General features: G+C 59.1%; 24 protein-coding genes. 16 read left to right on the forward strand and 8 right to left on the reverse strand.

Annotated features, from left to right (window positions below; all coding sequences use genetic code 11):
- Positions 1–3 precede the first annotated feature (3 nt).
- On the forward strand, positions 4–1053 hold the full coding sequence (locus tag HJD22_RS13715) for a heme A synthase (protein ID WP_208656463.1): 1050 nt from the start codon (positions 4–6) through the stop codon (positions 1051–1053).
- The gene (gene cyoE, locus HJD22_RS13720) at positions 1046–1966 is read left to right on the forward strand and encodes a heme o synthase (RefSeq protein ID WP_208656462.1); all 921 of its coding nucleotides are present in this window, start codon (positions 1046–1048) and stop codon (positions 1964–1966) included. Before HJD22_RS13715 ends, cyoE begins: the two co-directional genes overlap by 8 nt.
- Positions 1967–2028: 62 nt before the next feature.
- On the opposite strand, the gene HJD22_RS13725 is transcribed toward cyoE, so the two are convergent.
- Complete coding sequence (locus HJD22_RS13725; protein WP_208656461.1) at positions 2029–3492, reverse strand: DASS family sodium-coupled anion symporter; 1464 nt, start codon at positions 3490–3492, stop codon at positions 2029–2031.
- A 698-nt stretch (positions 3493–4190) separates the two neighbouring features.
- Here HJD22_RS13725 and HJD22_RS13730 point away from each other — a divergent pair.
- The 9 genes from HJD22_RS13730 to ihfA all read left to right on the forward strand — a co-directional run bounded on the left by HJD22_RS13730 (position 4191) and on the right by ihfA (position 12962).
- Positions 4191–4658, forward strand: a complete 468-nt coding sequence (locus HJD22_RS13730; protein WP_208656460.1) for a DUF2489 domain-containing protein — start codon at positions 4191–4193, stop codon at positions 4656–4658.
- A gap of 328 nt (positions 4659–4986) precedes the next feature.
- Complete coding sequence (locus HJD22_RS13735) at positions 4987–5688, forward strand: OmpA family protein (protein WP_208656459.1); 702 nt, start codon at positions 4987–4989, stop codon at positions 5686–5688.
- 195 nt (positions 5689–5883) lie between these two features.
- The gene (gene thrS / locus HJD22_RS13740; protein ID WP_208656458.1) at positions 5884–7782 is read left to right on the forward strand and encodes a threonine--tRNA ligase; all 1899 of its coding nucleotides are present in this window, start codon (positions 5884–5886) and stop codon (positions 7780–7782) included.
- 30 nt (positions 7783–7812) lie between these two features.
- The gene (infC, locus tag HJD22_RS13745; RefSeq protein ID WP_302051034.1) at positions 7813–8352 is read left to right on the forward strand and encodes a translation initiation factor IF-3; all 540 of its coding nucleotides are present in this window, start codon (positions 7813–7815) and stop codon (positions 8350–8352) included.
- A 94-nt stretch (positions 8353–8446) separates the two neighbouring features.
- A complete protein-coding gene (rpmI, locus tag HJD22_RS13750) occupies positions 8447–8641 on the forward strand; it encodes a 50S ribosomal protein L35 (protein ID WP_208656456.1) in 195 nt (64 codons plus the stop codon).
- A gap of 34 nt (positions 8642–8675) precedes the next feature.
- Complete coding sequence (gene rplT / locus HJD22_RS13755; RefSeq protein ID WP_208656455.1) at positions 8676–9029, forward strand: 50S ribosomal protein L20; 354 nt, start codon at positions 8676–8678, stop codon at positions 9027–9029.
- Positions 9030–9172: 143 nt separating this feature from the next.
- Positions 9173–10192, forward strand: coding sequence for a phenylalanine--tRNA ligase subunit alpha (gene pheS / locus HJD22_RS13760; protein ID WP_208656454.1), 1020 nt, complete (start codon positions 9173–9175; stop codon positions 10190–10192).
- Positions 10193–10229: 37 nt separating this feature from the next.
- Positions 10230–12608: a phenylalanine--tRNA ligase subunit beta gene (gene pheT / locus HJD22_RS13765; RefSeq protein WP_208656453.1), complete on the forward strand. Its 2379-nt coding sequence runs from the start codon at positions 10230–10232 to the stop codon at positions 12606–12608.
- Positions 12609–12656: 48 nt separating this feature from the next.
- The gene (gene ihfA, locus HJD22_RS13770) at positions 12657–12962 is read left to right on the forward strand and encodes an integration host factor subunit alpha (protein WP_208656452.1); all 306 of its coding nucleotides are present in this window, start codon (positions 12657–12659) and stop codon (positions 12960–12962) included.
- 86 nt (positions 12963–13048) lie between these two features.
- Here the strand turns inward: ihfA and HJD22_RS13775 are convergent, their stop codons facing one another.
- Positions 13049–13258 (reverse strand): DUF2788 domain-containing protein, encoded by a 210-nt coding sequence (locus HJD22_RS13775; protein WP_208656451.1) that lies wholly within the window; start codon positions 13256–13258, stop codon positions 13049–13051.
- A 169-nt stretch (positions 13259–13427) separates the two neighbouring features.
- Here HJD22_RS13775 and HJD22_RS13780 point away from each other — a divergent pair, with 169 nt between their 5' ends.
- Positions 13428–13892 (forward strand): flavodoxin, encoded by a 465-nt coding sequence (locus HJD22_RS13780; RefSeq protein WP_208656450.1) that lies wholly within the window; start codon positions 13428–13430, stop codon positions 13890–13892.
- Position 13893: 1 nt separating this feature from the next.
- A complete protein-coding gene (locus HJD22_RS13785) occupies positions 13894–14259 on the forward strand; it encodes a hypothetical protein (RefSeq protein WP_248730261.1) in 366 nt (121 codons plus the stop codon).
- A 45-nt stretch (positions 14260–14304) separates the two neighbouring features.
- Here the strand turns inward: HJD22_RS13785 and ppnN are convergent, their stop codons facing one another.
- A complete protein-coding gene (ppnN, locus tag HJD22_RS13790) occupies positions 14305–15669 on the reverse strand; it encodes a nucleotide 5'-monophosphate nucleosidase PpnN (protein WP_283101672.1) in 1365 nt (454 codons plus the stop codon).
- 165 nt (positions 15670–15834) lie between these two features.
- On the opposite strand from ppnN, the gene HJD22_RS13795 reads away from it, so the two are divergent.
- Entirely contained in the window at positions 15835–16758 is a 924-nt protein-coding gene (locus tag HJD22_RS13795; protein WP_208656449.1) for a LysR family transcriptional regulator, read from the forward strand.
- A gap of 78 nt (positions 16759–16836) precedes the next feature.
- On the opposite strand, the gene gcvP is transcribed toward HJD22_RS13795, so the two are convergent.
- Positions 16837–19731, reverse strand: coding sequence for an aminomethyl-transferring glycine dehydrogenase (gene gcvP, locus HJD22_RS13800; protein ID WP_208656448.1), 2895 nt, complete (start codon positions 19729–19731; stop codon positions 16837–16839).
- Between the two features lie 81 nt (positions 19732–19812).
- Positions 19813–20205, reverse strand: a complete 393-nt coding sequence (gcvH, locus tag HJD22_RS13805) for a glycine cleavage system protein GcvH (RefSeq protein ID WP_208656447.1) — start codon at positions 20203–20205, stop codon at positions 19813–19815.
- 546 nt (positions 20206–20751) lie between these two features.
- Here gcvH and HJD22_RS13810 point away from each other — a divergent pair.
- Both HJD22_RS13810 and gcvT read left to right on the forward strand, forming a co-directional pair.
- Positions 20752–22143 carry a sodium:alanine symporter family protein gene (locus tag HJD22_RS13810; protein ID WP_208656446.1) on the forward strand — a complete coding sequence of 464 codons (1392 nt, stop codon included), beginning with the start codon at positions 20752–20754 and terminating at the stop codon, positions 22141–22143.
- Between the two features lie 68 nt (positions 22144–22211).
- A complete protein-coding gene (gene gcvT / locus HJD22_RS13815) occupies positions 22212–23324 on the forward strand; it encodes a glycine cleavage system aminomethyltransferase GcvT (protein WP_208656445.1) in 1113 nt (370 codons plus the stop codon).
- A gap of 129 nt (positions 23325–23453) precedes the next feature.
- Here gcvT and HJD22_RS13820 read toward each other — a convergent pair whose 3' ends face one another.
- The 3 genes from HJD22_RS13820 to HJD22_RS13830 all read right to left on the reverse strand — a co-directional run bounded on the left by HJD22_RS13820 (position 23454) and on the right by HJD22_RS13830 (position 26457).
- Complete coding sequence (locus HJD22_RS13820; protein WP_208656444.1) at positions 23454–24611, reverse strand: glycosyltransferase family 1 protein; 1158 nt, start codon at positions 24609–24611, stop codon at positions 23454–23456.
- Between the two features lie 104 nt (positions 24612–24715).
- Entirely contained in the window at positions 24716–25573 is an 858-nt protein-coding gene (locus tag HJD22_RS13825) for a M23 family metallopeptidase (RefSeq protein WP_208656951.1), read from the reverse strand.
- 11 nt (positions 25574–25584) lie between these two features.
- Positions 25585–26457, reverse strand: coding sequence for an acyltransferase (locus HJD22_RS13830; protein WP_208656443.1), 873 nt, complete (start codon positions 26455–26457; stop codon positions 25585–25587).
- Between the last annotated feature and the right edge of the window lie 31 nt (positions 26458–26488).

Consider the following 26488-nt stretch of genomic DNA (forward strand, 5'->3'; position numbering starts at 1 on the left):
GCCATGGAGAAAGTCGAGGCCAGGCTCACGCTGTTGAAACGGCTGAGCCTTGCAGGGGTTGTGTTCACTGTCATGGTGATTCTCGTGGGGGTATGGACACGTCTCGTCGATGCGGGGCTTGGGTGTCCCGACTGGCCCGGCTGTTATGGGCGCCTGGTGGTGCCCGACGCGACGCGAGCCGAGCTGCATTCGCCGGATGCACCACTGGATAGCTTCAAGGCCTGGGTGGAGATGATCCATCGCTATATCGCCTCCGGCCTTGGCTTGCTCGTGCTGGCGTTGGTCGCCCTGGGAGCCAAGCTTCGCCATTACCGAGGTTTTCCCTGGACACTCAGTTTGGCGCTGCTGGGAATGATCCTGCTGCAGGGGGCCTTTGGTGCCTTTACCGTGACACTGAAGTTGTGGCCTCAGGTAGTGACGCTTCACTTGTTGGGCGGGTTGAGCGTCATGTTGCTGTTTCTCTGGCTGCACTTACGCTTGCGCAGCATTTCCCCTCTGTACAAAGGTGGGCAGGTCGGGCGGCGGTTGACGCCGCTGTGGGTTGCGGCGCTGCTGCTTTTGCTTTTCCAGCTGGCGCTGGGGGGATGGACCTCGAGCAATTATGCCGGCATTGCCTGCCAGGGGTTTCCGACCTGCAATGGTCAGTGGTGGCCCGAGATGGATTGGAGCGAAGGGTTTCATCTCACTCAGACGGTAGGCCCCAATTACCTGCATGGGCAGCTGCATGCCGATGCGAGAACGGCAATCCACGTTGCTCATCGCCTGGGCGCCCTGGGCCTTGGGCTGGTTCTGCTGCTGTTGGCCTGGCGTCATTGGCACCTGCCTCATATGCGGCCCTGGATGGTCGGCTTATTGGCCGGTTATGGGCTACAGGTGGCCTTGGGAATCGCCAACGTGCTGTTCTGGTTGCCATTGAGTCTCGCCATGGCGCATACCGCCGGGGCGGTATTGCTGGTGGTAGTGATGGCGCTGGCCGTATGGCATTGGCGCAGGCCGGAGTCGCTGTCGACCAGTGATAGTAAAGAAACACATAAGGAGTGGGCCCATGCGTAATGCCGTGATCAACCAAACCGAGAGCGTATGCATGCAGGCGAACTGGGAATGGCGTGACCTGATCACGCTCTGCAAGCCTCGCGTTGTCGTCGTGATGCTAGCCTGCGTGCTGGTCGGCATGGCGCTTGCAACGCCGACACTGCCAGACCTGGATGTCGTCATATTCGGCCTGCTAGGCATCGCGCTTGCGGCAAGCGGGGCTGCAGCCTACAACCATGTGCTTGATCGCCGGCTCGACGCCATGATGGTGCGAACGTCGCGACGTCCCCTGGCAACCCGCAGGCTGCCCACTGTCTATGCGCTGAGCTGGGCAACGCTGTTGTCAGTCTCTGGCGTCGGCCTGCTGCTGTGGCAGGTCAACGCCTTGACTGCTTGGCTGACCCTGGCCTCGCTGATTGGCTACGCCTTGATCTACACCGCCTTCCTCAAGCGCTCAACGCCGCAGAACATCGTCATAGGTGGTGTCGCCGGTGCGACGCCTCCCTTGCTGGGTTGGACTGCCGTCTCAGGGCAGGTCGGTGCCGAGCCACTGCTTTTGCTGCTGATCGTGTTCGCCTGGACGCCCCCGCATTTCTGGGCGCTGGCCATCCATAAGCGTGACGAGTACGCCAACGCGGGAATCCCCATGCTGCCTGTCACTCACGGGGTGGCATTCACGCGTCTGCAGATCTGGCTCTATGGTTGGCTGACCGTGGCGGCAACGCTGCTGCCGTTCGTGATCGGCATGAGCGGAGCGATCTATCTGGTAGGGGTGATGGCGCTCAATTTGCGCTTCATGCACTGGAACTGGAAAGTATGGCGTGACCTCGACCCCTTGGCACCGATCAACGCCTTCTGGTTCTCCATTCGCTATATTCTCGGTGTCTTTGCCGTGCTCCTGCTCGATCACTATGCAGGCTATTGGATACTCTGAATGGTGCGGTGTTAGGACGATAAAAAGGTCGGCACTGCCGACCTTTTTAGTACGTTGTCATTTCACCAGAGCAGATCTATCAGCAAATAAGCCATTAGCGTAACGATGATCGTGCTCATGATGTTCAAGGCAAACCCCGCCTTGATCATGGACTGGATCTTCATATGCCCCGTGGCGAATACGATCGCATTGGGAGGCGTTGCTACAGGCATCATGAAGGCACAGCTTGCCGCAATCGCGGCAGGTACCGTGATCAGCAACGGCGACATGTCCATCGAAAGCGCCAGGGCGCCCAGCAGCGGAAGGAACGCGGCCGCGGTTGCGGTATTCGAGGTCACCTCGGTGAGGAAGATGATCACTAGCACTACCAGCGCCACCATGAGCAGTATCGGCAATGCGCCAAATAGGCCCAGTTGCTCGGCAATCCATTCGGCCAGTCCCGAACTGCTGATTGCACCAGCAAGCGCAAGGCCGCCACCGAATAGCAGAAGAATGCCCCAAGGAACATTCTTGGTGTCGTCCCATACCAGAATGCGCTCACCGGGCTGATTGCCGCTCGGAAGCAGGAACAGGCTCAAGCCGGCGGCGATGGCGATGGTGGTATCCGACAACCAGTCGAGTCCCGCATCGTTGATCAATGGCCGAAAGACCCACGCCAGGGCGGCTAGCAGGAAAACGGCACCGACGCGCTTCTCGGCCGAGGTCATGGGACCCAGTTTATTCAGCTCTTCGTTGATCATGTCGCCGCCATTGCTGCCGGCATCGAGCGAGAAGCCGGTTCTGGTCAGCCACCACCAGGCAGCGAGCATCATCACCGCACTGATGGGAAGTCCTACCAGCATCCACTGAGCAAAGCCGATGTCGATGCCGCGGCTATCGCTCAAATACCCCGCCAGCAGTGCATTGGGAGGCGTGCCGATGAGTGTCGCCACACCGCCGATACTGGCCGAGTAGGCGATGGCCAGCAGCAGTGCCGTGGCATAGCGCGAAAGCTCCCGTGGGTCGTTGTCTCCCAGCAGATTGACCACCGAAATGCCGATCGGAAGCATCATGATCGCGGTGGCGGTATTGGAGACCCACATGCTCAAAAAACCCGTGGCCAGCATGAAACCAGCGATCTGTCGCCTCGGCTGATATCCCACGAGCTTGAGAACAATCAATGCAATACGGCGGTGCAACTCCCAACGCTGCATGGCGATGCCGAGCAGAAAGCCGCCGAGGAAGAGATAGATGATGGGGTTGGCATAGTGGCCTGTGGCAGTGCCTATACTGCCGATACCGAGAGCCGGTATCAGTACCATGGGCAGCAGCGAGGTCGCCGGAATGGGAATGGCTTCCGTCGACCACCATGTCGCCATGAGCAGGCCCAACCCGGCACATAGCCAGGCCGTTTCCGACATGCCTGCCGGCGCTGGTAACACGATTGTCAGTAGTAGCCATGCCGGGCCGAGCCATAAACCTATGCGCGCGGCCATGGCAGCATTGTTGGGGGGAGGAGCGTTCGTTTGCGATGTAGGGGATGACATTGAATCTCCCTAGCGTAGCTAGCGGTGAGGGTGACTGATATCGTAGTGCTTTTATTATCTAGTTGGTCTATCTCGATGGCCTAGGCTGAACGGACAAAAGTTAGTCTAGCATCTGCCATGAGCAGCATATTTTCTTGCAGACGGTCATTGTCATTCGGCAGGGGATATTGATGGAATCTCTCCTTTCGCGCAATGCGTTACGCAGACTTTGGCTAGCCGCACGCGCGATCATGACTACTTGGGGTGGGAGGGGCAAAAGTAGACGCTTGATGCCATTGACATGGCCAGTGGTCGCCGATAGCGGTGGATGCCCGCTGTTCTCCCCGTGTGCTGGTCAGCCGCTCACATCTCGATGCAGTGACGCAACGCTGGCTCTTACGTCTGCCCTATGCATAGTGCACTGCCGGAAGTGCACTCAATTGTTGGGTTGCCGAAGGAAGAGGGTGATATTTATCCACGCTTTTCTCCGATGGCCGAATGGGAGAGTGCTGCGGGACAGGCGGTGCTGGAGCGGGTTGGTAGTGCGATATTGCATGTCAGACGCTTGACATGCCTCGATACAAGCGCAAGGCGTCGAACCTTTCCTTTGTCGCCTGTGCCTCGCTCGGGAGAGTGGCACAAGGCGCATGAGAATAGCCTCGTTGGGAGGGACGATTGAGGCGCGTATACTGCAACGACGTTTCTTGTGGATTATTGATATGAATTCGACGCTATTGATCGTCATTACAGTTGTGGCCGTCGCCACCATCATTGCCCTTGCCGTCTATGCCTGGACGTTGTGGAAGGAAGTGAGGCGTCGCGATGCGTTTAGAGAGGATGAAGTGCGTCGTGCCCACGAGCAGTGTCTAATGAGCCTGGATGCGATAGCCGATGGGATGTTGAAGGATCAACTCAATCTCACCGAAGGTGCGTTGCGATGTAAGGTATTGCTTGAAATCATCGACCCCGTCCTGCTTGAGCGAGAGCATTTTCAGGTTTTCGCTCAAGTGCATGAGTTGACGCAACATCTTCATACTCATTCGTCACGCAAGGCATTAACGCCTCGAGAACGCTTCAAGGAGGATCGTGAGCGTCTAAATGTCGAGTCCGAGCATGAGGAATCCTTGAAGAAGGCTGCTAAGGCGGTGCGGGACTTCACGTTACACTGGCCTAAAAGCAAGTATTGACATTGCAGATTGGCTCTGTGACGTACTTGACTTCGAGTGCGGAACCTTCTCTCAATGCTATACAAGGGTTAATTTCTCTTTCCATGTTGTATAATTTACTTGAGTGTGGCATTAAATAGAGGCTGAATTGGCATGTGCTGGGGAGAGTCTTTGCATCTAATGTGACCAAGCCTCACAGCATATGAGCACTAGCCGAAATGGCGTAAATGTGCTTTCCTTTTTTTAGCAGGGCCAGCTACGATTGGTCTGCTTTCGGGGTTCTGTTGGATAGGGACCTGCTGTGTAACTAATTCGTTACGACTAGCGTTGTGTTAAGAAGGAGTCTTACATGAAAAAATCAACGACTGGCTTTCTACTCGGTTCCGCCCTGGTAATCGGGTTGTCCGGCTGTGCGGCATCTGGCCCTACCGGTGGTCAGCCTGCGGGCCAGACAGCTAACACTACTACCACTGGAGGTGGCGCCTGGTATCAGCATCCAGCTGTCTGTGGTCTGGCTGGCGGTCTGATCGGCGGCAGCATCGGTTATGCCACAAGCGGTAGCTCCGATGAAGAGACCGGGGCGGCTGTAGGTGGCGCTGCAGGTGCTGCCATTGGCGCTCTGCTGTGTGCCGATCGCACCCCTGAACCGACTCCGCCGCCTCCGGCACCGGCTCCCGAGCCGATGCCTGAACCTGCGCCAGAGCCCGAGTTCGAGCCTGTTGTGCTGAGCAGCGAAGTCAACTTCGAGTTCGACTCTGCTGACCTGCGTCCCGAGGCCAGCATGATGCTGGACGAAGTGGCTCATCGTCTGCGTGAAAACCCCGAATTGCGTGTCAGCATCGAAGGCCATACCGACTCCGTTGGTAACCCGCAGTACAACGTTGGGTTGTCTCAGCGCCGTGCGGATTCCGTCAAGGCTTACCTTGTCAACCAAGGCATCGATCCGAACCGTATGAATACTACGGGCTATGGTGAAGAGCGTCCGGTTGCCAGCAACGATACGCCGGAAGGCCGTGCAGAAAACCGTCGCGTCGAAATCGATCGTCAATAACTATCGCCGCTCTTCGAGCAGCGATGCCTAGCAGGGGCGCCATATGGCGCCCCTGCTGGTTTTGGGGTGTGGCGAAGCGTCGTGTGCTTCTGTTACGCTGCCCCGCTGGATGCAACCCGCTATTTGCTGTTTTTCATATACCCATTGCAACATGTGATCCCTGGTATGGATCACCACTGTGCTTAAGGATTTTTAATGCCCATCGTCACTTTGCCTGACGGCACTCAGAAAACCTTCGACTCTCCACTCAGTATCATGCAGCTGGCCGAATCCATAGGACCGGGCTTGGCCAAGGCCTGCGTGGCGGGGAAGATCGATGGCATGCTGGTCGATGCCGCCGACACGATAGATCACGATGCCCAGGTGGCGATCATTACCAGCCGTGACGAGGAGGGGCTCGAGATCATTCGCCACTCCTGCGCTCACCTGATCGGGCACGCGGTCAAGCAGCTCTATCCTGATGCCAAGATGGCGATCGGACCGGTCATCGACGATGGCTTCTATTACGATATCGATTTCGGCCATTCGGTGACGCCAGAGGACTTGGGTGCCATCGAGAAGCGCATGCAGGAGCTGATCTCGCAAGAGTATGACGTCGTGCGTGAATACGTTCAGCGAGGCAAGGCGCTGGAGACGTTCAGCCAGCGCGATGAACCCTATAAGCAGGAGATCGTGAGTGAGATACCCGAGGGGGAGACGATTCGCCTCTATCACCATGAAGAGTATACTGACATGTGCCGGGGGCCCCATGTGCCCAACACTCGCCATCTCAAGTCCTTCAAGCTGACCAAGCTTGCCGGCGCCTACTGGCGCGGTGACTCCAGCAAGCCGATGCTGACACGTATCTATGGCACCGCTTGGGGCGACAAGAAGCAGCTCAAGGCCTATCTGCATCGTCTCGAGGAGGCGGAGAAGCGTGATCACCGCAAGCTGGCGCGCAAGCTCGACTTTTTCCATATGCAGGAGGAAGCGCCTGGCATGGTGTTCTGGCACCCCAAGGGCTGGACGCTATGGCAGGCCGTCGAACAGTACATGCGTAACGTCTACAAGGAGAGTGGATACCAGGAGATTCGCTGTCCTCAGATCATGGATGTGTCGCTGTGGAAGAAGTCCGGTCACTGGGACAATTACGCCGAGAACATGTTCTTCACTGAATCGGAGAAGCGAGAATATGCGCTGAAGCCGATGAACTGCCCGGGGCATGTGCAGGTCTTCAACTCCGGGTTGCGCAGCTATCGGGAGCTGCCGGTCCGTTACGGCGAATTCGGCGGTTGTCACCGTAACGAGCCGTCCGGCGCGCTGCATGGTATCATGCGAGTGCGTGCTTTCACCCAAGACGACGGTCACGTCTTCTGTACCGAGGCGCAGATCGAGTCTGAGGTCACTGCCTTCCATCGCCAGGCATTGAAGGTGTATGGCGATTTCGGTTTTGACGACATCGCGGTGAAGATCGCGCTGCGTCCCGAGAAACGCCTTGGTAGCGACGATGTCTGGGATCGTGCCGAGGAGGCACTGCGTGCAGCGCTGGCCGCGTGCGATGTCACGTGGCAGGAGCTGCCGGGTGAGGGCGCCTTCTATGGTCCCAAGATCGAATATCACATGAAGGATTGCCTGGGTCGCGAATGGCAGGTCGGCACCATGCAGGTCGACTTCATGATGCCGACTCGGCTCGGGGCGCAGTACGTCACCGAGGAGGGCGATCGCAAGGCGCCGGTGATGCTCCATCGCGCCATCGTTGGCTCCATGGAGCGCTTCATCGGTATTCTCATCGAACATTACGCAGGAGCGATGCCGCTATGGCTGGCGCCGTCCCAGGCCGTGGTGCTCAATATCACCGATTCGCAGCGCGAATATGCCCATAATCTGGAACAGCGGCTGCAGAAAATCGGCTTGCGCGTCAAGGCGGACTTGAGGAACGAGAAGATCGGCTTTAAAATCCGGGAGCATACGTTGCAGAAAGTTCCTTATCTCCTGGTAGTGGGTGACAAGGAAGTCGAGTCCGATGCTGTTGCCGTGCGCACTCGCAGCGGTGAGGATCTCGGCACGATGAAGGTCGAAGACCTCATGTCCCGGCTCATTGCCGAGCGCGTGTAATACAACGTCAACCAATACGGAGATGTAACGATCAAGCGGAATACTCAACGCGGGCGTCCCCAAGACAAGCGCCCCCCAATGAACGAGCGTATCAGCGAAGACGAAGTCCGTCTTATTGGCGCCGAGGGTGAGCAGTTGGGTGTCGTGCCCACCAGTGAAGCCCTCGAGCAGGCGGAAGCCGCTGGTATGGACCTCGTACAGATATCCAACGCCGATCCGATCGTCTGCAAGATCATGGATTACGGCAAATTCGTCTTCGAGCAGAAGAAGCAGAAGTCTGCTCAGAAGAAGAAGACCAAGCAGATCCAGGTCAAGGAAGTCAAATTCCGTCCTGGCACCGACGAGGGCGATTATCAGGTCAAGTTGAAGAACCTGATTCGTTTCCTGGAAGGTGGCGACAAGGGCAAGGTTACGCTACGCTTTCGCGGTCGTGAGATGGCACACCAGGATATCGGCCGCAAGCTGATGGAGCGTGTTGCCGCCGATCTCGACGAGCTGGCGAATGTGGAGTCCTTCCCCAAGATGGAAGGGCGCCAGATGATCATGATTCTTGCCCCCAAGAAGAAGTGACCCGCGGGCAGGTTAACGGGTAAGCGAGCCTACCTAGCGCAGGCTTGGCTTACCGGCCTTGGGTTTTCTGAAAATATCGAGCGGAGTTTTTCTCGTGCCGAAAATCAAGAGTAACAGTGGCGCTGCAAAGCGCTTCAAGAAGACCGCTAATGGCTTCAAGCACAAGCAGTCTTTCCGTAGCCACATCCTGACCAAGAAGTCCACCAAGCGGAAGCGTCACCTGCGTGGAATGAAACAGGTACACGAAGCTGACAAGGCACTGATTCAGCGCATGCTGCCGAATCTGTAAGCTGGTCGACTACTAATCACGTCAGGAGAAAGCTATGTCTCGTGTCAAGCGTGGCGTCGTCGCACGTCGCCGTCACAAGAAAGTATTGAAACTCGCCAAGGGCTACTACGGCGCTCGTTCGCGTGTATTCCGCGTTGCCAAGCAGGCGGTCATCAAGGCAGGCCAGTATGCCTATCGCGACCGTCGCAATCGCAAGCGCCAATTCCGGGCGCTGTGGATTGCGCGTATCAACGCGGCAGCTCGCCAGAACGGCATGTCCTACAGCCGTTTCATCGCGGGCCTGAAGCAGACCGGCATCGAGATCGACCGTAAGGTTCTTGCCGATCTCGCCGTTCACGAAAAAGCTGCCTTTGCTGCCATTGTCGAAAAGGCCAAGGCTGCTCAGTAAGTGACGGTGCCGATGCCGCCACAGGTAGGTGGGCATCGACGCGTGACGTGAACGTCGCAGGGGAAGAGCAGCCGCTCTTCCCCTGTTTTTATTATGTGACCCTGATTTGGCTTGTTAGGCCAACAGTATTCGGAGCTCAACGGATGGACCATCTTCCCACTCTGGTCGCCGAGGCACGAGCTGCCATCGAAGGCGCCCAGGACATGGCAGCGCTGGATGACGTGCGGGTACGTTATCTTGGCAAGAAGGGCGAGATAACGGCCCTGCTCAAGGGATTGGGTAAATTGCCGGCCGATGAGCGCCCGGCCGCGGGCGAACGGATCAACGAGGCCAAGCAGATACTGGGTGGTGAGCTCGATACCCGCCGGCAGTGGCTGCAGCAGCAAGCGCTGGACGCTCGCCTCGTCGCTGAGCGGTTGGATGTCACCCTGCCTGGGCGTGGTCAAGGCAGCGGCGGTCTCCACCCTGTCACGCGTACGCTTGAGCGTATCGAGGGGCTATTCACCCGGATCGGTTTCGATGTGGCGGTGGGACCGGAAATCGAAGACGACTACCACAACTTCGAAGCGCTCAATATTCCTGCCCACCATCCGGCGCGGGGGATGGCCGATACCTTTTACTTCGATGCCACACGTCTGCTGCGTACCCATACCTCACCGGTCCAGGTGCGCACCATGAAGTCCCAGGAGCCGCCGATTCGCATCGTCTGCCCGGGACGCGTCTATCGCAGCGACTCCGATCTGACTCATACGCCGATGTTCCACCAGGTCGAAGGTTTGCTGATCGACGAGAAAATCAGTTTTGCCGACCTTAAGGGAACCATCGAGGATTTCCTAAAGGCGTTCTTCGAGCGTGACGAACTCGCGGTGCGCTTTCGCCCCTCCTATTTTCCCTTCACCGAGCCCTCGGCAGAAGTCGATATCCAGTGCGTGATGTGTGGCGGTGATGGCTGTCGCGTCTGTTCCCACAGTGGTTGGCTGGAGGTGATGGGCTGCGGGATGGTCCACCCGGAGGTGTTCCGCCACTCGGGAATCGATGCTGAGCGCTATACAGGCTTTGCGTTCGGCATGGGTGCCGAGCGTCTGGCCATGCTGCGCTATGGGGTCAATGACCTGCGTTTGTTCTTCGACAACGATCTGCGCTTCCTGCGTCAGTTCAACTGAGCGTCGCTTTGTCCGCTATCAGGAGACAGGATCTTTCATGAAATTTTCCGAACAGTGGCTGCGTCAGTGGGTTGATCCTGACATGACGACCCAGGTGTTGGCCGATCAGATCACCATGGCAGGCCTTGAGGTCGATGCTGTGGAGCGTGTGGCGGCAGCGTTCAGCGGCGTGGTGGTGGCCGAGGTGAGGGAGAAGCGGCCACACCCCGATGCCGACAAGCTAAATGTTTGTCTTGTCGACGATGGCAGTGACGAGCCTGTCCAGGTCGTGTGTGGTGCGCCAAATGTCGAAGTGGGCCAGAAGGTGCCTTTTGCACGCGTCGGCGCGCTGTTGCCTGGCGACTTCGCGATCAGGCAGGCCAAGCTGCGTGGTGTCGAGTCGCGGGGCATGATCTGCTCGGCCTCCGAGCTTGGCATGGCCGAAGAGACCTCCGAGGGTATTCTCGAGCTGCCCTTCACCGCGCCGGTGGGTGATGATTTTCGTCGCTGGATGGGCCTCGAGGACAGCACCATCGAGGTCGACCTGACCCCCAACCGAGGGGATTGTCTGAGCGTCATGGGGATGGCGCGTGAGGTCGGCGTACTCAACCGCCTGGCACTGACCGGGCTCGAGATCGAGGCCGTGCCAGCGACACACGAGCGTACGCTGCCCGTGCAGGTGTTGGATGCCGAGCGTTGTCCGCGCTATGTTGGCCGCGTGATCACGGGTGTCGACGTCACGGCTGAGACACCATTGTGGATGGTCGAGCGGCTGCGCCGAAGTGGTGTGCGCGCCATCGATCCGGTCGTGGATGTGACCAATTATGTGATGCTCGAGCTTGGGCAGCCGCTGCACGCCTTTGACCTGGCCAACATTCATGAACGCATCGAGGTGCGCCTGGCAACACCTGGCGAACGCCTGGTACTGCTCGATGGCCAGGAGATCGCGCTGCGTGACGATACCCTGGTGATTGCCGATGCGCGTGGCGCCTTGGCCATGGCTGGTGTCATGGGGGGCGAGCACTCGGGGGTCAATGCCGAGACGCACGATATTTTCCTCGAGTCAGCGTTTTTCTCACCGCTGGCGATCGCTGGCCAGGGACGCCATTACGGGTTGCATACAGACGCCTCGCACCGCTTCGAGCGTGGTGTCGATCCGCTGCTGGCTCGCCAGGCGGCGGAGCGTGCCACCCAGCTGCTGCTTGAGATCACCGGTGGGGAGGTTGGCCCGCTGATAGAGGTGGCAAGTGAAGAGCATCTGCCCAAGACGCGCCGTGTCTCGTTGCGCGCGGAGCGCCTGAAGCAGGCGCTTGGGATGACCATGAGTCCCGCCGATGTGGAGGATATCTTTACGCGTCTTGGGATGCAGGTAGAAGGGCATGCCAAGGGCTGGAACGTGATCGCCCCGAGCTGGCGCTTCGATATCTCCATCGAGGAGGATCTCATCGAGGAGCTGGCACGTATTCACGGCTACAACCGCTTGCCGGTCCGCCGTCCGGCAGCACGACTTGGCCTGCGTGCCGATGACGAAACTCGTCAGCCCTTGGCGCGCATCCGCCGCCAACTGGTGGCGCTTGGGTATCAGGAGGCGATCACCTACAGCTTCGTGGCACCGGATTTGCAGAAGGCGTTGCATCCCGAGGTGGTATCGCCGACTCTCGCCAACCCTATCTCAAGCGATATGGCGGTGATGCGCTACAGTCTGTTTCCTGGGCTGATCAAGGCGCTCGAGCACAATCTCAATCGTCAGCAGAGTCGTGTGCGCCTGTTCGAGACGGGATTGGTGTTTCGCGGTGATCTCGATCAGCTCGAACAGACCGCGATGCTGGGTGCCTTGGTGTGCGGAAGCCGAGACCCCGAAGGGTGGACGGCGAGTCGTGCCAGTGTCGATTTCTTCGATCTGAAAGGTGATCTCGAGAGCCTGCTGGCTCTGGGCGATGCGTCGGCATGGCGCTTCGAGCCGGCGCAGCACTCGGCGCTACATCCAGGCCAAACGGCACGGCTGCTCTATCGCGGCGAAGAGGCGGGCTGGATCGGTACCCTGCATCCCGCAGTGCGTAGCCAGCTAGGGCTAAGGCATGATGCGGTATTGTTCGAAGTGCGCCTAGATGCACTGAGACAGGGTATCTTACCGGTATTCCAGGCGCTGTCGCGTTACCCGGAAGTGCGTCGCGATCTCGCCATGCTGGTGGATGAGGATCAACCGGTCCAGGCACTGCTCGATTGCCTGCATGAGCAAGCCGGCGAATGGCTGTCCGAACTCAATCTCTTCGATGTCTATCAGGGGCAGGGGGTCGCCGATGGTCGTAAGAGTGTCGCCTTGGGCTTGACCTGGCAGCATCCTTCGCGCACGCTCAATGACGACGAAATCAATCAGTTAGTTGATGCAATCGTCACCGAGTCTCGACAACGTCTAGGCGCGGAACTACGAGGGTAGCGTCATTCGACGCTTGGGATTGCGACTGTCCACCACGAGGGGAACATCATGGGGGCGTTGACCAAGGCAGAATTGGCAGAGCACCTGCACGTTGAACTAGGCCTATCCAAGCGTGAGGCCAAGACGATGGTAGAGGCTTTTTTCGAGGAAATCCGCGGCTGCCTGCGTGAAAACGAACAGGTCAAGTTGTCCGGTTTCGGCAACTTCGATCTGCGCGACAAGCGCGAGCGGCCGGGGCGCAATCCCAAAACGGGGGAAGAGATTCCCATTTCTGCCAGGCGAGTCGTCACCTTTCGTCCCGGACAGAAGCTCAAGAGTCGGGTCGAAGGCTTCGAGGGGACACCCGATATCTGAGCCTTCAACCCTTGAAGGCTGGTGTTGAAATGACGATACCCCGCCCTGGCGGGGTATCGTTTTTTTGCTTGCCGCTTGTCACATGGCTAGACGCCGCCAGCGCTCTCCATCAGGTAGGTGATCACTACCTTGAAGAGGTAGCCCAGCATGCCGGCGCCAAGCACCAGGAACAGCATCAGTGTGCCGAACTTGCCGGCTTTTGACTTGCGGGCCAGGTCGAAAATGATGAAACACATGAAAAGCATCAGACCGCCGATGAGTAGCGGGGTGACCCATCCGTCAATGATCTCCTGCATGGCTGCTCCCTGAGGCCAAAGCGCCATTATAACCGTCGTGTGTCGACAGTGCAGCGCTTCGAGACTAGATGGCACATGCTCTTAGGAGAGAAGAACTTGCTGCTCACTGATACGGCAAGCGCACGGGTTATGCTAGTATCCGACTAAATTTCCCAAGCAAAGCAAGGCCATGTCTAAACTCAAGATATTCGTAGGCACCATGTATGGCGGCGCACTGGATGTCGCCGATCAGGTCAAGCCGCTATTCGAGCAGGCGGGCTATCAGGTCGAGATACTGGAGCAGCCGACACTGGATGATCTGATCGATGACGCCCCCGATCTGGCACTGTTCTGCGTCTCCACGACGGGAAGCGGTGACTACCCGGGGGGGCTCGTGCCGCTGACGCGGGCGCTGAATGATCGAAGCCCTTCGCTTGCATCGCTTCGCTATGGCGTGATTGCCTTGGGCGATAGTTCCTATGGCGATACCTTTTGCGGTGCTGGGCGTAGTCTGGATGCGCTTCTTCATGAGTTGGGTGCCCAGCGGCTTGGCGAGCGCCTGGAAGTGGACGCCATGGAGACCTTCATGGCCGATGATGCCGCGTTGCCGTGGGCCGAGGCGTGGATCGAAGAACAACGGTTGAAGGTCGATTGACGTGGCGACAGCGAATCCGCAACGCCTGAGTGTGATGCTTGGCCTGCTGGCGGTGTTTCTGGCCTCCTTGCCTCGCTACCTGGCAGGCGGGCATGAGACCCGACTATCGCTGATACTGATGATGGCCGCAGTGGTGACGGCAGTGGTCATCGTTCATTGGCGCCTGCTCTCTTCCGAGGGCAAGCGACGCACGCCCGGTCTGTTGAAGCGCTTGGGATTGTCTCTTCTGGCCGGCCTTGCGGCCATGAGCCTCTGGCACGCCTTGTTCAGTGCCTGGGTGGGGTGGGAGATCGCTCTCTCGCATGGCGCGACCCTTGGGCTTCTCCTGCATGTCATGGTGCTGTGGTGGCGGCGCGAGCCTGAATGAAATCGAAAAAAACGCCCCGAAAGGGGCGTTTTTGGCGTAAGGCGGCTACTGCAGTACGTAGCAAGGGATGTAGCGGGTGCCCGGCAGTTTCATCCGCCCCTGGGCGACGAAGGAGTTGAGCAGGTCATCAAGGCGAGTCATCAGCTCTGGCTCGGCATGCAAGCGGAAAGGGCCGTGCGCCTCAATGGCGAGAATGCCCGGCTCCTTGACGTTGCCCGCGACGATCCCGGAGAAGGCGCGCCTGAGATTGGCGGCCAGCTCGTGTACCGGCTGGCCGTGATGTAGCGCAAGTCCGGCCATCGCTTCGTGGGTCGGTTCGAAGGGTTCCTGGAAGTTGCGCTGGATATTCAGGCGCCAGTTATAGTAGAAGGCGTCGTGATGCGTGCGCCGGAAGGTGGTGACCTCATCGATCCCGTAACGCATGGTACGAGCGACGCCCTCGGGATCGTCGATATGGACGCGATAGAGCTCCCGGACCTCCTCGCCAAGGGTATAGACGAGAAATTCATCGATGCGCTTGAAGTAGTCGGCCGAGCTGGCCGGGCCAGTGAACACCACCGGGAAGGGCATCTCCCGGTTGTCGGGATGCAGCAGGATGCCGAGCAGGTAGAGAATCTCTTCGGCGGTTCCTACGCCACCGGGGAAGACGATGATGCCGTGAGCGACGCGCACGAAGGCCTCCAGGCGCTTCTCGATGTCGGGCATGATCACCAGTTCGTTGACGATCGGGTTGGGCGATTCGGCGGCAATAATTCCAGGCTCGGAGATGCCAAGATAGCGCCCATGCCTGCGGCGCTGCTTGGCATGGGCCACGTTGGCTCCCTTCATTGGCCCCTTCATGGCCCCAGGCCCGCAGCCGGTGCAGATATCCATTTCGCGTAGCCCGAGGTGATAGCCAACGTCCTTGGTATATTCATACTCCTCGCGGGAGATCGAGTGTCCTCCCCAGCAGACCACTAGGCTGGGGTCGCGGGAGGGCTGCAGGGCGCCGGCCTTGCGCAGGATATGGAAAATGGCATTGGTGGTCCCCTCGCCAGTGTCCAAATCGAAACGCTTCTGGGTCTGGATCTCGTTGTAGACGTAGACGATATCGCGCAGTACCGACGAGAGCAGCTCGCGTATGCCGCGGATCATCTTGCCATCCACGAAGGCATCGACGGGAGCATTGGTCAGCTTGAGGCGAATGCCGCGATCCTGCTGGATCACTTCGATATCGAAGTCATGGTAAGTTTCCATGACCTCGCGACCATCGTCGGTGGGATTACCGCAATTGAGCACGGCCAGGGCGCAGCGTCTGAGCAGTTCATGCAGACCGCTGGTCGACGTGTCGCGCAGCCGGTTGACCTCATGTTGGGAGAGGACTTCCAGGCTGCCCTCCGGCGAGATGATGGTGGAGATGGTTTCTGGCATGGAGGCTTTCCTTGTCATGCTGCGTCGTGTCTATTGAGGGCGATGCTAACATCTAACATGGTTGCCGGTAATGCCGTAGCGCTGCGTAACTGGCTGAAATCTGTTAGAATCGCAGACATGTGATTCGACACTTCTTTCCATCGCCAGTGAGCCAGCCGCTGCGCCATGTTCAACGCTCAGTACTTTCGTACCTTTATCACGCTGGTCGAAACCGGCAGCTTTACGCAGACGGCGCGTCGCCTCGACATGACGCAGCCCGGGGTCAGCCAGCATATTCGCAAGCTCGAGCAGTATCTCGATAAATCACTGCTCAACCGCTTCGGCCGGAAGTTCACCTTGACCGAGGAGGGCCGGCGTACCCATGAGTATGCAATCAAGCTCTTTGCGGAGCACGAGCACTTCCGCCACTCCCTGGATAACGACTCCCTCGACTCCGGCGAGTGCCGAATCGCCTCGCCCGGAAGTGTGGGCGGGATGTTCTACCCCTTTCTGCTCAGCTATCAGCAGATGTATTCCGGGCTTACGGTGAGCTACAGCTTTGCCTTCAATCATGAGATCGTTCAGGGCCTGCTAGCCGGTCATTACGATCTGGGAATCGTGACCGAACTCTCCAAGCATCCCGATCTACGCTTCGAGCCCTGGCATCAGGAGCCGTTGTGCTTATTGGTGCCTGCGGACTTTACCGGCACCACGCTCAATGATCTGACCGGGCTTGGCTTTATGAACTACTCTGACGGCATCCATCACGCCAGTCTGGTGCTACGGGCCAATTTCCCCGATGAATTCCGCGGCATGAACCGCTTGCCGCTGCAGGGCTTTACCAATGAGGTCTCGCTGGTACTCGACGCCGTGGCGCGTGGCTTGGGTTTTACCGTGGTGCCTCGTCTGGTGCTTGAGACTTCGCCTTGGCAGCGCCAAGTCAAGGAGTTGATGCTGCCGCATACGGTGCATGAGACGTTGCACGTGGTCACCCAGGCTGGCAAGGAGACGCCGCGGCGTTATGCCAAGCTGCTCGAGGATTTCCGCGAACAGCGTCGCCAGACGCTCTATGGCTACGCTCAGGAGCCTGATTTCGACCCCGAGCGGTAACGAATGAGACAGCCAACAAAAGCCCCGGCATCTGCCGGGGCTTTTCGTTGCTTTGTCGTGTGACTTCGACTCGCAATTTCAGTCGCGATAGGCGTCGATACTTGGACAGGAGCAGATCAGTTGCCGATCGCCATGCACGTTATCGACACGATTGACCGCCGGCCAGTACTTGGCTGCCTTGACGGCGTCCGAGGGAAAGACGCCGGTTTCGCGGGAATAGGGGCGCTTCCACGGCTCATCCATCAGGTCGGCCATGGTGTGAGGGGCATGAATCAGCGGGTTGTTGTCCGCTGGCCAGTCGCCGCGCTCCACCCGGGCAATCTCCTCGCGAATGCTGATCATGGCATCGCAGAAGCGGTCGATCTCGTAACGGGACTCCGACTCGGTCGGTTCCACCATCAACGTGCCGGGTACCGGGAAGGACATGGTAGGCGCATGGAAGCCATAGTCCATCAGACGCTTGGCGATATCCTCCTCGCTGATCCCGGAAGCAGCCTTGAGAGGACGGATGTCGATGATGCATTCATGGGCGACGGTGCCGTTGATGCCGCGGTAGAGCACCGGAAAGTGAGACTCGAGGCGACGTGCGATGTAGTTGGCGTTGAGGATCGCAAGCTCGGTTGCTTCGCGCAAACCGCGTGCCCCCATCATCTTGATGTAGGCCCAGGAGATCGGCAGGATCGAGGCGCTGCCAAAGGCCGCCGCCGAGACCGCGCCGCACTCTTCGTTGACGCCGGCAATCGGTGTCACCACGTGGTTGGAGACGTAGGGCGCCAGATGCGCCTTGACGCCGATCGGGCCCATGCCTGGCCCGCCGCCGCCATGGGGAATGCAGAAAGTCTTATGCAGGTTGAGGTGGGAAACGTCGCCGCCGAAGTCACCGGGGCGGCATAGGCCGACCTGGGCATTCATATTGGCTCCATCGATGTAGACTTGGCCGCCATGCTCATGAACGATCTCGCACGCCTCGCGCACTTCCTCTTCGAACACCCCATGGGTGGAGGGGTAGGTGAGCATGATCGCCGTGAGCTGGGAGCTGTACTGCTGTGCCTTGGCCCGCAGATCATTCAGATCGATGTTGCCGTTATCGTCGCACTCGACCACCACTACCTTCATCTGCGCCATTGCCGCGGAAGCCGGGTTGGTGCCATGTGCGGAACTGGGGATCAGGCAGATGTCGCGATGGCCCTGTCCCTCGGCTGCCTGGAATCGACGAATGGCAACCAGGCCGGCGTATTCGCCCTGAGCGCCGGAATTGGGCTGCATCGAGATATGGTCGTAGCCTGTTATCTCGACCAAAAATGCCGCCAGTTCATCGATCATCTGCCGATAGCCGGCGACCTGTTCCTGGGGAGCGAATGGGTGGATTTGGGCGAACTCAGGCCAGGTGATCGGCACCATCTCACTGGTGGCGTTGAGCTTCATGGTGCATGAGCCGAGCGGAATCATCGCCTGGGTCAGTGACAGATCCTTGTTCTCGAGCCGCTTGAGGTAGCGCAGCATTTCGGTTTCGCTGCGGTAGCGCCGGAAGGTGGGATGTGTCAGGAAATCCGATTCGCGGCGGCATGGGCCGGGAATGCCGCTAATGGCACCGGCGAGAATCTCTTCGTCAAGCGTCGCGACCGAAAGCCCGTGCTCCTCACCGAGCAGCACGTCGAACAGCGCATCGAGATCGTGGGAGGTGGTGGTCTCGTCGAGGCTCACGCCGATATCGCCGCCCTCAAAGTAGTGCAGGTTGATCTCCCGGGTCATGGCTCGACCATGAATCTTGCCGGCATCGACGCCGGTCAGACGAAGGGTATCGAACCAGCTGTCGAAGGCGAGCGGGACGCCTTTACGCTTGAGGCCTTCGGCAAGAAGCGTCGTCAGGCGATGGATGCGCGAGGCGATGATACGCAGCCCTTCGGCGCCATGGTAGACGGCATAGAAGCCGGCGATGTTGGCCAGCAATGCCTGAGCGGTACAGATGTTGGAGGTGGCCTTCTCACGGCGAATGTGCTGTTCGCGGGTCTGCATGGCCATGCGCAGCGCCTGGTTGCCTCGGGCATCCTTGGAGACACCGATGATCCTGCCCGGAATCGAGCGCTTGAGGGAGTCGGTGGTGGCGAAGAAGGCCGCGTGCGGGCCGCCGTACCCCATCGGTACGCCGAAGCGCTGGCTATTGCCGACGACGATGTCGGCACCCATGGAACCGGGCTCACGGAGCATTACCAGGGCCATGATGTCGGCGGCCACGCATGTCATGATGCCGTTATCGCGCGCCTTAGCGAGCAGCGGTGCGAGATCGTGTACCTGGCCGCTTGCGCCCGGATACTGTAGCAGTGCGCCGAACACTTCCTGCTCACCGAGGCTTGCCATTGGCGCGACGATCAGCTCGAAACCGAAGTAGTGTGCTCGGGTGCGTACCACGTCGAGCGTCTGCGGCAGCACGTCGTCGGCGACGAAGAAGGCGTCGCTCTTCGACTTCTTGTTGGCCCGCTTGCACAGCGCCATGGCCTCCGCGGCGGCGGTGGCTTCGTCGAGCAGCGACGCATTGGCAAGCTCCATGCCGGTGAGATCCATTACCATCTGCTGGAAATTGAGCAGACCCTCCAGACGCCCCTGGGCGATCTCAGGCTGGTAGGGAGTGTAAGCGGTATACCAACCGGGATTTTCCAACACGTTTCGCTGGATGACCGCTGGCAGATGAGTGTTGTAGTAGCCTTGACCGATGTATGTCTTGAAGACCTTGTTCTGCCGTGCCAATCGCTTGAGGTAGTCCAGCGCCTCGGCTTCGGTGCGGGGTCCGTCTAGGTTGAGCTCGCGCCCCAGGCGGATGCTGCGGGGTATGGTCTGCTCGATCAGTGAGGCGAGACTGTCGATATTCAACTCGGCCAGCATGGGCGCGACATCATCGGCGCCAGGCCCGTTGTGGCGATGGATAAAGGCGTCGTGTCCGGCCAGTTCGGCCAGGCGTCGAGTGTCATAAGCCATGAAGCACCTGTGGTATAGAGGGGCGGTCATCCCCAGGTAGTAAAAGAGACGACGAGCGAGAGGATCGCTCGTCGCAGAGCATCACTCTTCGGCTTCGACGAGCGAAGTGTAGGTCTCGGCATCAAGCAGGGCATCGAGTTCACTGCTATCGCTGATGCGCACCTTGACGATCCAGCCATCCTCATAGGGTGATTCATTGACTGTCTCGGGGGCCTCTTCCAGTGATTTGTTGACTTCGACGACGTCGCCGGTCACTGGGGAGTAGAGATCCGAGGCGGCCTTGACCGACTCGATCACACCAAATTCATCACCTCCCGCAAGGGACTGGCCGACCTCGGGAAGTTCCACGAACACCACATCGCCCAGCGCTTGCTGCGCATGGTCGGTAATGCCCAGGGTCACGGTGCCGTCACCGTTATCCAGTACCCACTCGTGGCTATCGGTATAGCGTAGGTTCGAAGGGATGGAGCTCATGATGTTTTCCTATGCGAAAAGATTTTCTGTATTGGGGAATCGTACCCGGATTCTCGTTGTTTGGCGAGTTGTCGCACGCACTACAAGATCGCCAACAATGACCACCCGCCTAAGGTTGGCTATCTTTTGGAACATCGTCCAGCCCTTGGTCTATCGGCATGGCCTTTTTTACATGACCGCTTGTCGATACTTCTTGTCGATGTCGCATGGCAGCTAGGCTTATCGCGATCCAAGCCTCGAAAACGCGTCTACCACACGCTTTTGACTTGTCTTCGCTATGCCAGATATAAGCGAAAGGCGTGCTTTATTCTTGCTGAGTTTCCTATAAGATAATTTTTTCTTATTTTGTCTTGAGAAAAACCTTAGCCAAGAATTCCAATCGGTGGAGTGTGGTTGGATAGTTATCCGTTATGTGCAGTTTTTATTATCGACTACTAGAGCGCTTGCGGAGCATTCCGCTATGGTAGGCGGGTTCGGTTCGGCACGCCGGCAAGCGCCATGTAGAGATGTCGGTGGCAAAAACAATCAAGACAGGAGTAAAGAACAATGGAAACCTTGACCAGTCTCTTCAGCGCGGTCAATGCCGTGGTGTGGGGACCACTGATGCTGGTATTGCTGCTTGGCGTGGGGGTTTACCTCCAGCTAGGCCTGAAACTGTTGCCCATTCGTAAGTTGGGCATGGGGTTCAGATTGCTGTGGCAGGGGCGAGACAGCAAGGCTCAGGCCGGCGGCAAGTCTGATCAGGATGGAGAGATATCCCCCTTCAACGCGTTGATGACGGCACTCTCTGCCACCATCGGCACGGGGAATATCGCCGGTGTCGCAACCGCCATTGCACTGGGTGGCCCTGGTGCAGTGTTCTGGATGTGGATTACCGCGCTGGTCGGCATGGCCACTAAATTCGCCGAGGCGGTGCTGGCGGTGCGTTACCGCGAAACGGACGATACCGGCAACCACGTCGGTGGCCCGATGTTCTACATCAAGAATGGTCTGGGCCATAAATGGATGTGGTTGGGTAGCGCCTTTGCCTTTTTCGGCGCAGTGGCGGCGTTCGGCATCGGCAATACCGTGCAGTCCAACTCCGTGGCCGATGCGCTGGACTCGAGCTTCGGCATTCCACACTGGCTAACTGGTGTCGTGATCATGGTCTTGGCAGGGGCGGTCATTTTGGGAGGGATCAAGCGCATCGCCAAGGTGGCGGGAAAGCTGGTGCCGTTGATGGCCTTCGCTTACATTGCCGCAGGGCTCGTGGTGCTGATCATCAATGCCGGGCAGATCGGCGAGGCGTTCCGCCTGATCTTCTATTACGCCTTCAACCCTATTGCGGCCGCCGGCGGTTTCGCAGGGGCCGCGGTGATGGCAGCGATTCGGTTCGGCGTTGCCCGCGGGATATTTTCCAACGAAGCGGGGCTTGGTAGCGCCCCCATTGCGCATGCCGCAGCGCGGACACGCAATCCGGTGCGCCAGGGGCTGATCGCGATGCTCGGCACCTTCATCGATACGATCATCGTCTGCACCATCACTGCGCTTGTCATTCTCACCTCGACTGCATGGATCGCCGGTGAAGAGGGGGCCTCGCTGACGGCGCTCTCCTTCGAGGCGGCACTGCCGGGAGTCGGCAACCATATCGTGGCGATCGCCTTGGCCGTATTTGCCTTCACGACGATTCTGGGCTGGTCCTTCTATGGCGAAAAGTGCTTCCAGTTCCTGTTCGGCACCCGCTCGATCATGCTCTATCGTGTATTGTTCGTGCTGGCGATTCCGTTGGGTGCCATGGCGCAGCTTGGCTTCATCTGGCTGATGGCCGATACCTTCAATGCTCTGATGGCAATCCCCAATTTGATCGCTCTGGCCTTGCTCTCGCCAGTGGTCTTCAAGCTCACTCGCGACTTCCTCGACGGCAAGACGATTCTGCCGGGCGAAGAACTCAAGCACTAGCCAGCCCGTGCTGCTCGCGTTTCTCTACGGGCAGCACGCTTCTTGTAACCGCGTAATGGACCGATGCCATGACACAACTCAACAAGACGCCGCTTCATGACCTTCACCAGGAGCTGGGCGGCAAGATGGTGCCCTTTGCCGGGCATGAGATGCCGGTACAGTATCCATTGGGTGTCAAGAAGGAGCATGAGCACACCCGCCAGGCGTGTGGCCTATTCGATGTTTCCCACATGGGGCAGCTATTGATTCATGGCCCGTCACCTGCCGAGGCGCTGGAGACCCTGGTGCCGGCGGATATTCTCGGGCTGCCCGAGGGAATGCAGCGCTATGCGCTGTTCACCGGCGAGGAGGGCGGGATACTAGACGATCTGATGGTGGTCAATGCGGGTGACCATCTCTACCTGGTGGTCAATGCCGCTTGCAAGGATCAGGATATTGCGCACTTGCGCATTGGCTTGGGACATAACCATGAGCTGGAAGTGCTGGAGAGGGGCTTGCTGGCCCTGCAGGGACCTGACGCGGCCAAGGTGATGCAGCGCCTCTGCCCGGCCGCCTGTGAGATGCGATTCATGCAGCATGGACGTTTCAAGATCGATGGCATCCCTGTGTGGATCAGCCGCAGCGGCTATACCGGCGAGGATGGTTTCGAGATATCGATTGCCGCGGAGCAGACCGAAGCGGTGGCGCGCCGTATGCTTGCCGAGCCCGAGGTCGAAGCGATCGGTCTGGGTGCGCGCGACTCACTGCGCCTCGAGGCGGGTCTATGCCTCTATGGGCATGATATCGATGCCACTACCACGCCGGTAGAGGCGGGTCTGATCTGGGCCATCGGTAAGCCTAGGCGTCACGGCGGCGAGCGTCCCGCCGGTTTCCCGGGTGCCGACATCATACTTCACCAGGTGGATGCCAAGAGCCATCAGCGCAAGCGAGTGGGGCTTTTAGGAGAGGGGCGCGCGCCGGTACGTGAGGGCGCCGAGCTGTTCGACGGCGATGGTCAGCGTATCGGTGAGGTGACGTCAGGCGGCTTTGGCCCAAGCGTCGGCAAGCCAGTGGCGATGGGTTACGTTGAGTTGACACATGCAGAACCCGGCAATGTGATCTATGCCGAGGTGCGTGGCAAACGCCTGGCGATGGTGGTAAGCAAGATGCCCTTTGTTACTCCCGGTTATTACCGCGGTTGAGAGTGGTATCTCTCTTTTATACCGTTATCTTGTAGCAGCCACCACTGGCGTAGATGTAGCGGTGGTATGTCGAGCAAGATTTCCCAATCGAAACGCTGGCACAGAGGCCACTCCAGCAGGTCGAGGTGCTCAAAGACGGCAGGCGTTCGTGACACTCTCATGTTGGCTCTCCTGAGCTGCGTTCAGTACATCGAGGAATCCGTCGGCAACCTTTTCCCAGCGCCTGCTGGTGGCGCGAAGACGTGCCGAGCGACCTAGTTGGCCATACTGAGCCGGGGATTGGCAGAGCGTGACGGCGGATACGATGAAGGCAGCATCGTCACCTAGTGGCACTGTAATGCCGTGGCGATTGGACTCGATCAGTTCGGCGGCCGCGGCATGCTTGAAGGCGACGACCCCAAGCCCGCTGGCCATGGCTTCGGCGACGACATTGCCATAGGTTTCGGAGCAGGAGGGGAACAGGAACATGTCGGCACTGGCGTAGTGGCGCGCCAGTGTATCGTTGTCTATGAAACCGGTGAAATGTGTATTGGGAAGCCGCCGCTGCAGTGAAGCACGCAGGGGACCATCGCCCACCACGACGCTGACCATATCCGGCCGGGCGAGATGCATCACCAGCAGGGTGTCGACCAGCAGATCGAGATTCTTCTCTTTGGCCAGGCGGCCCACATGCAGCACGACGGGCTGATGCTCACTTGCCCCCCAGCTTTTTCGCAACGCCTGTTCGCGTTTGGCGGGGGTGAAGTGATCGCCATCGATGCCGCGTCCCATCACCTGAACATTGTCGAAACCCTGCTTGGCCATCGCTTCTGATTGGGCAAGGGTAGGCACCAGCGTCGCGTGGGTGCGGTTATGAAAATGACGTAACGCACGCCGTACCGGACCCTTTAGCCAACCAAGGCCGTAGTCGCCCATGTAATGGTCGAAGTTGGTGTGAAAACCGCTTACCACGGGAATCGACAACTGTTTGGCCACTTTCAATGCCGACCAGCCCAGTGGTCCTTCGGTCGCGATGTAGATCACATCGGGGCGCTGTTCGTGGCAGAACGTGATCAGTGCCGAGGTGCTGGGATAGCCGAACTGAACGGCGGAGTAGCGCGGCAGGTGAAAGCCGCGCACCTGCAACTCAGCGTCGACTCCTGGGGCCTTGGTGTCATTCTCGGGACGTGGCCGCACCAGCAGCAGCTCCACCTGTCGGTGGCGCAACTCCCGGCTCAAATGTCCCAGGGTATGGGCTACACCATTGATATCCGGCGACCATGTTTCACTGACCAGGCAGAGGCGCATGGCGCTCTCCTTGTGCGATTTGAGTCAGTGTCGGTTCTCAAGATGACAACGCGCTTAATGCTGCGTGACGTTTGCATGACGCTTAGAGCGAAAGGGCGCATCGGCTATCGCAGCACCCGGCGCGGGTCGATGGGCTTTCCACCCTGGCGTAGATCGAACAGCAGGTCGTGGCGCTCCGTTGCATTGCTCAAGGCCACCCTGCACAGCGCCGTACCCTGGCGGATGCGCTGTCCCGCCTCGACCATCACGTTGTCGCAAAGCGCATAGACGCTTTGCAGATCGCCCTCATGATGGATGATCACCACCTCACCGAGTTGGCGCATGCTGCCGGCGAAGCGCACCTCGCCCTCGGCGACGGCCTTGGCCTGCTGTCCGCTACCGGTGGTTAGAAGCATTGGCTGAAGCGTACCTCGACTGTCGGGACCGAACTGGCGCGTCACACGATAATCGTCCAGCGGCCAGGGCCAGTTGCGAGCACTGCTTGGCAGATTGGCCGGTGCTGGCGCCGGGCGAGGAGCCGAGGCTTGAGCGGGGCGGCTTGTACCTGAGCTGCTCGAACCACTGCTGGCAGCGACGGCGCTACCCCCGAGCGGCACCGAGACGACCTGGCCAACACGCAGGCGGTCAGGCGACTGTCCCGGATTGGCGGACTGGATGCGCTGTGGGGTGGTGCCGAAACGTCGGGCAATGGCCGAGTAGGTGTCCCCAGGACGAATCTGATAGCGGTAAGGACCGCCTGCTGGTGCCCGCTCCTGCTGAGTGGGCACCAGCAGGCGCTGGCCCACGGCAAGGCGTTGTGGGTCGACCCCGGGATTGAAGCGCGTCAAGCGCTCGAGCGGTACGTTGGCGCGTGTCGCAATGGCGCCCAGTGTGTCGCCACGCTGGACGGTAACCCAATCGCCACTGATGCCTTCGAGCCGCTGAGGGGCGGAGGGCGCGCTGGAGCAACCGGAAAGCAGCATCAACAGCACGATCAGGAATAGGTGTCCAGCGTGCGGTCCTTCTCCAGCCACAGGGCGTTGAGCCATTTCTGAAAGCGTTCCTTATAATGCGGATCCTGATGGTAGTCGCCCCCAGGCATCCAGCCGGGGACATCGAGGCAGCGAATATGGCAGCGTATCAGGCGTTCCTTGCCGCACAGATAACCCCAGAAAGTGGGGCGCGGGTTGGTATAGCTGAGCGTGGCATCGAGAATGCCGCTAAGCCGATCTCCCATTAGGCTTACTACCTGTGCCGTTCCGCCAGCACGCGGGCGTAGCAGGTGGCGATAGGGGCTCTCCTGCGTTTCGCGCTTTGCTGGTGTGAAGCGGGTGCCCTCGACGAAATTGTAAACCGCGGTAGGCATTTCCTGGGCACGCTTGCACATACGCTCGGTCGCTTCCCTGTCTCGCTTGGCGAGAGCGGGGTTGCGCGCCATCTGTTTACGGCTGTAGCGGCCCATGAACGGGAATTCCAGTGCCCACCAGGCCAGGCCGACCACAGGGACCCAGATCAGCTCTCGCTTGAGAAAGAAGCGTGGCATGGGAATGCGCCGATGCAGTGCCATCTGTAGCACGAAGATATCGGTCCAGCTGCGGTGATTGGAGATCACCAGCCACCATTGCTGAGGTGAGAGCCCTTCGGGCAGACTCAGCTCGAGCTGGGGTTTGAGCCAGTGGCGCATCCACCATAAATTGGCGCCGATCCAGTTGAGCGCCACGGCATTGAGCCCTTTGAGCACCCACAGGCTCAACCGACGGGTCGGCGCGATCAGCTTGAACAAGATCAGAACGAAGAGCGGTATCGTCCAAATCAACGTACAGAGTACCAGCAATACTGCGCTGACGAGCCCCTTCAGGGTCGACATGCCCTCTCCTCGGTGATGCAAAAAAGCTAAT

The sequence above is a fragment of the Halomonas sp. TA22 genome (genome assembly GCF_013009075.1).
Lineage (GTDB): Bacteria > Pseudomonadota > Gammaproteobacteria > Pseudomonadales > Halomonadaceae > TA22.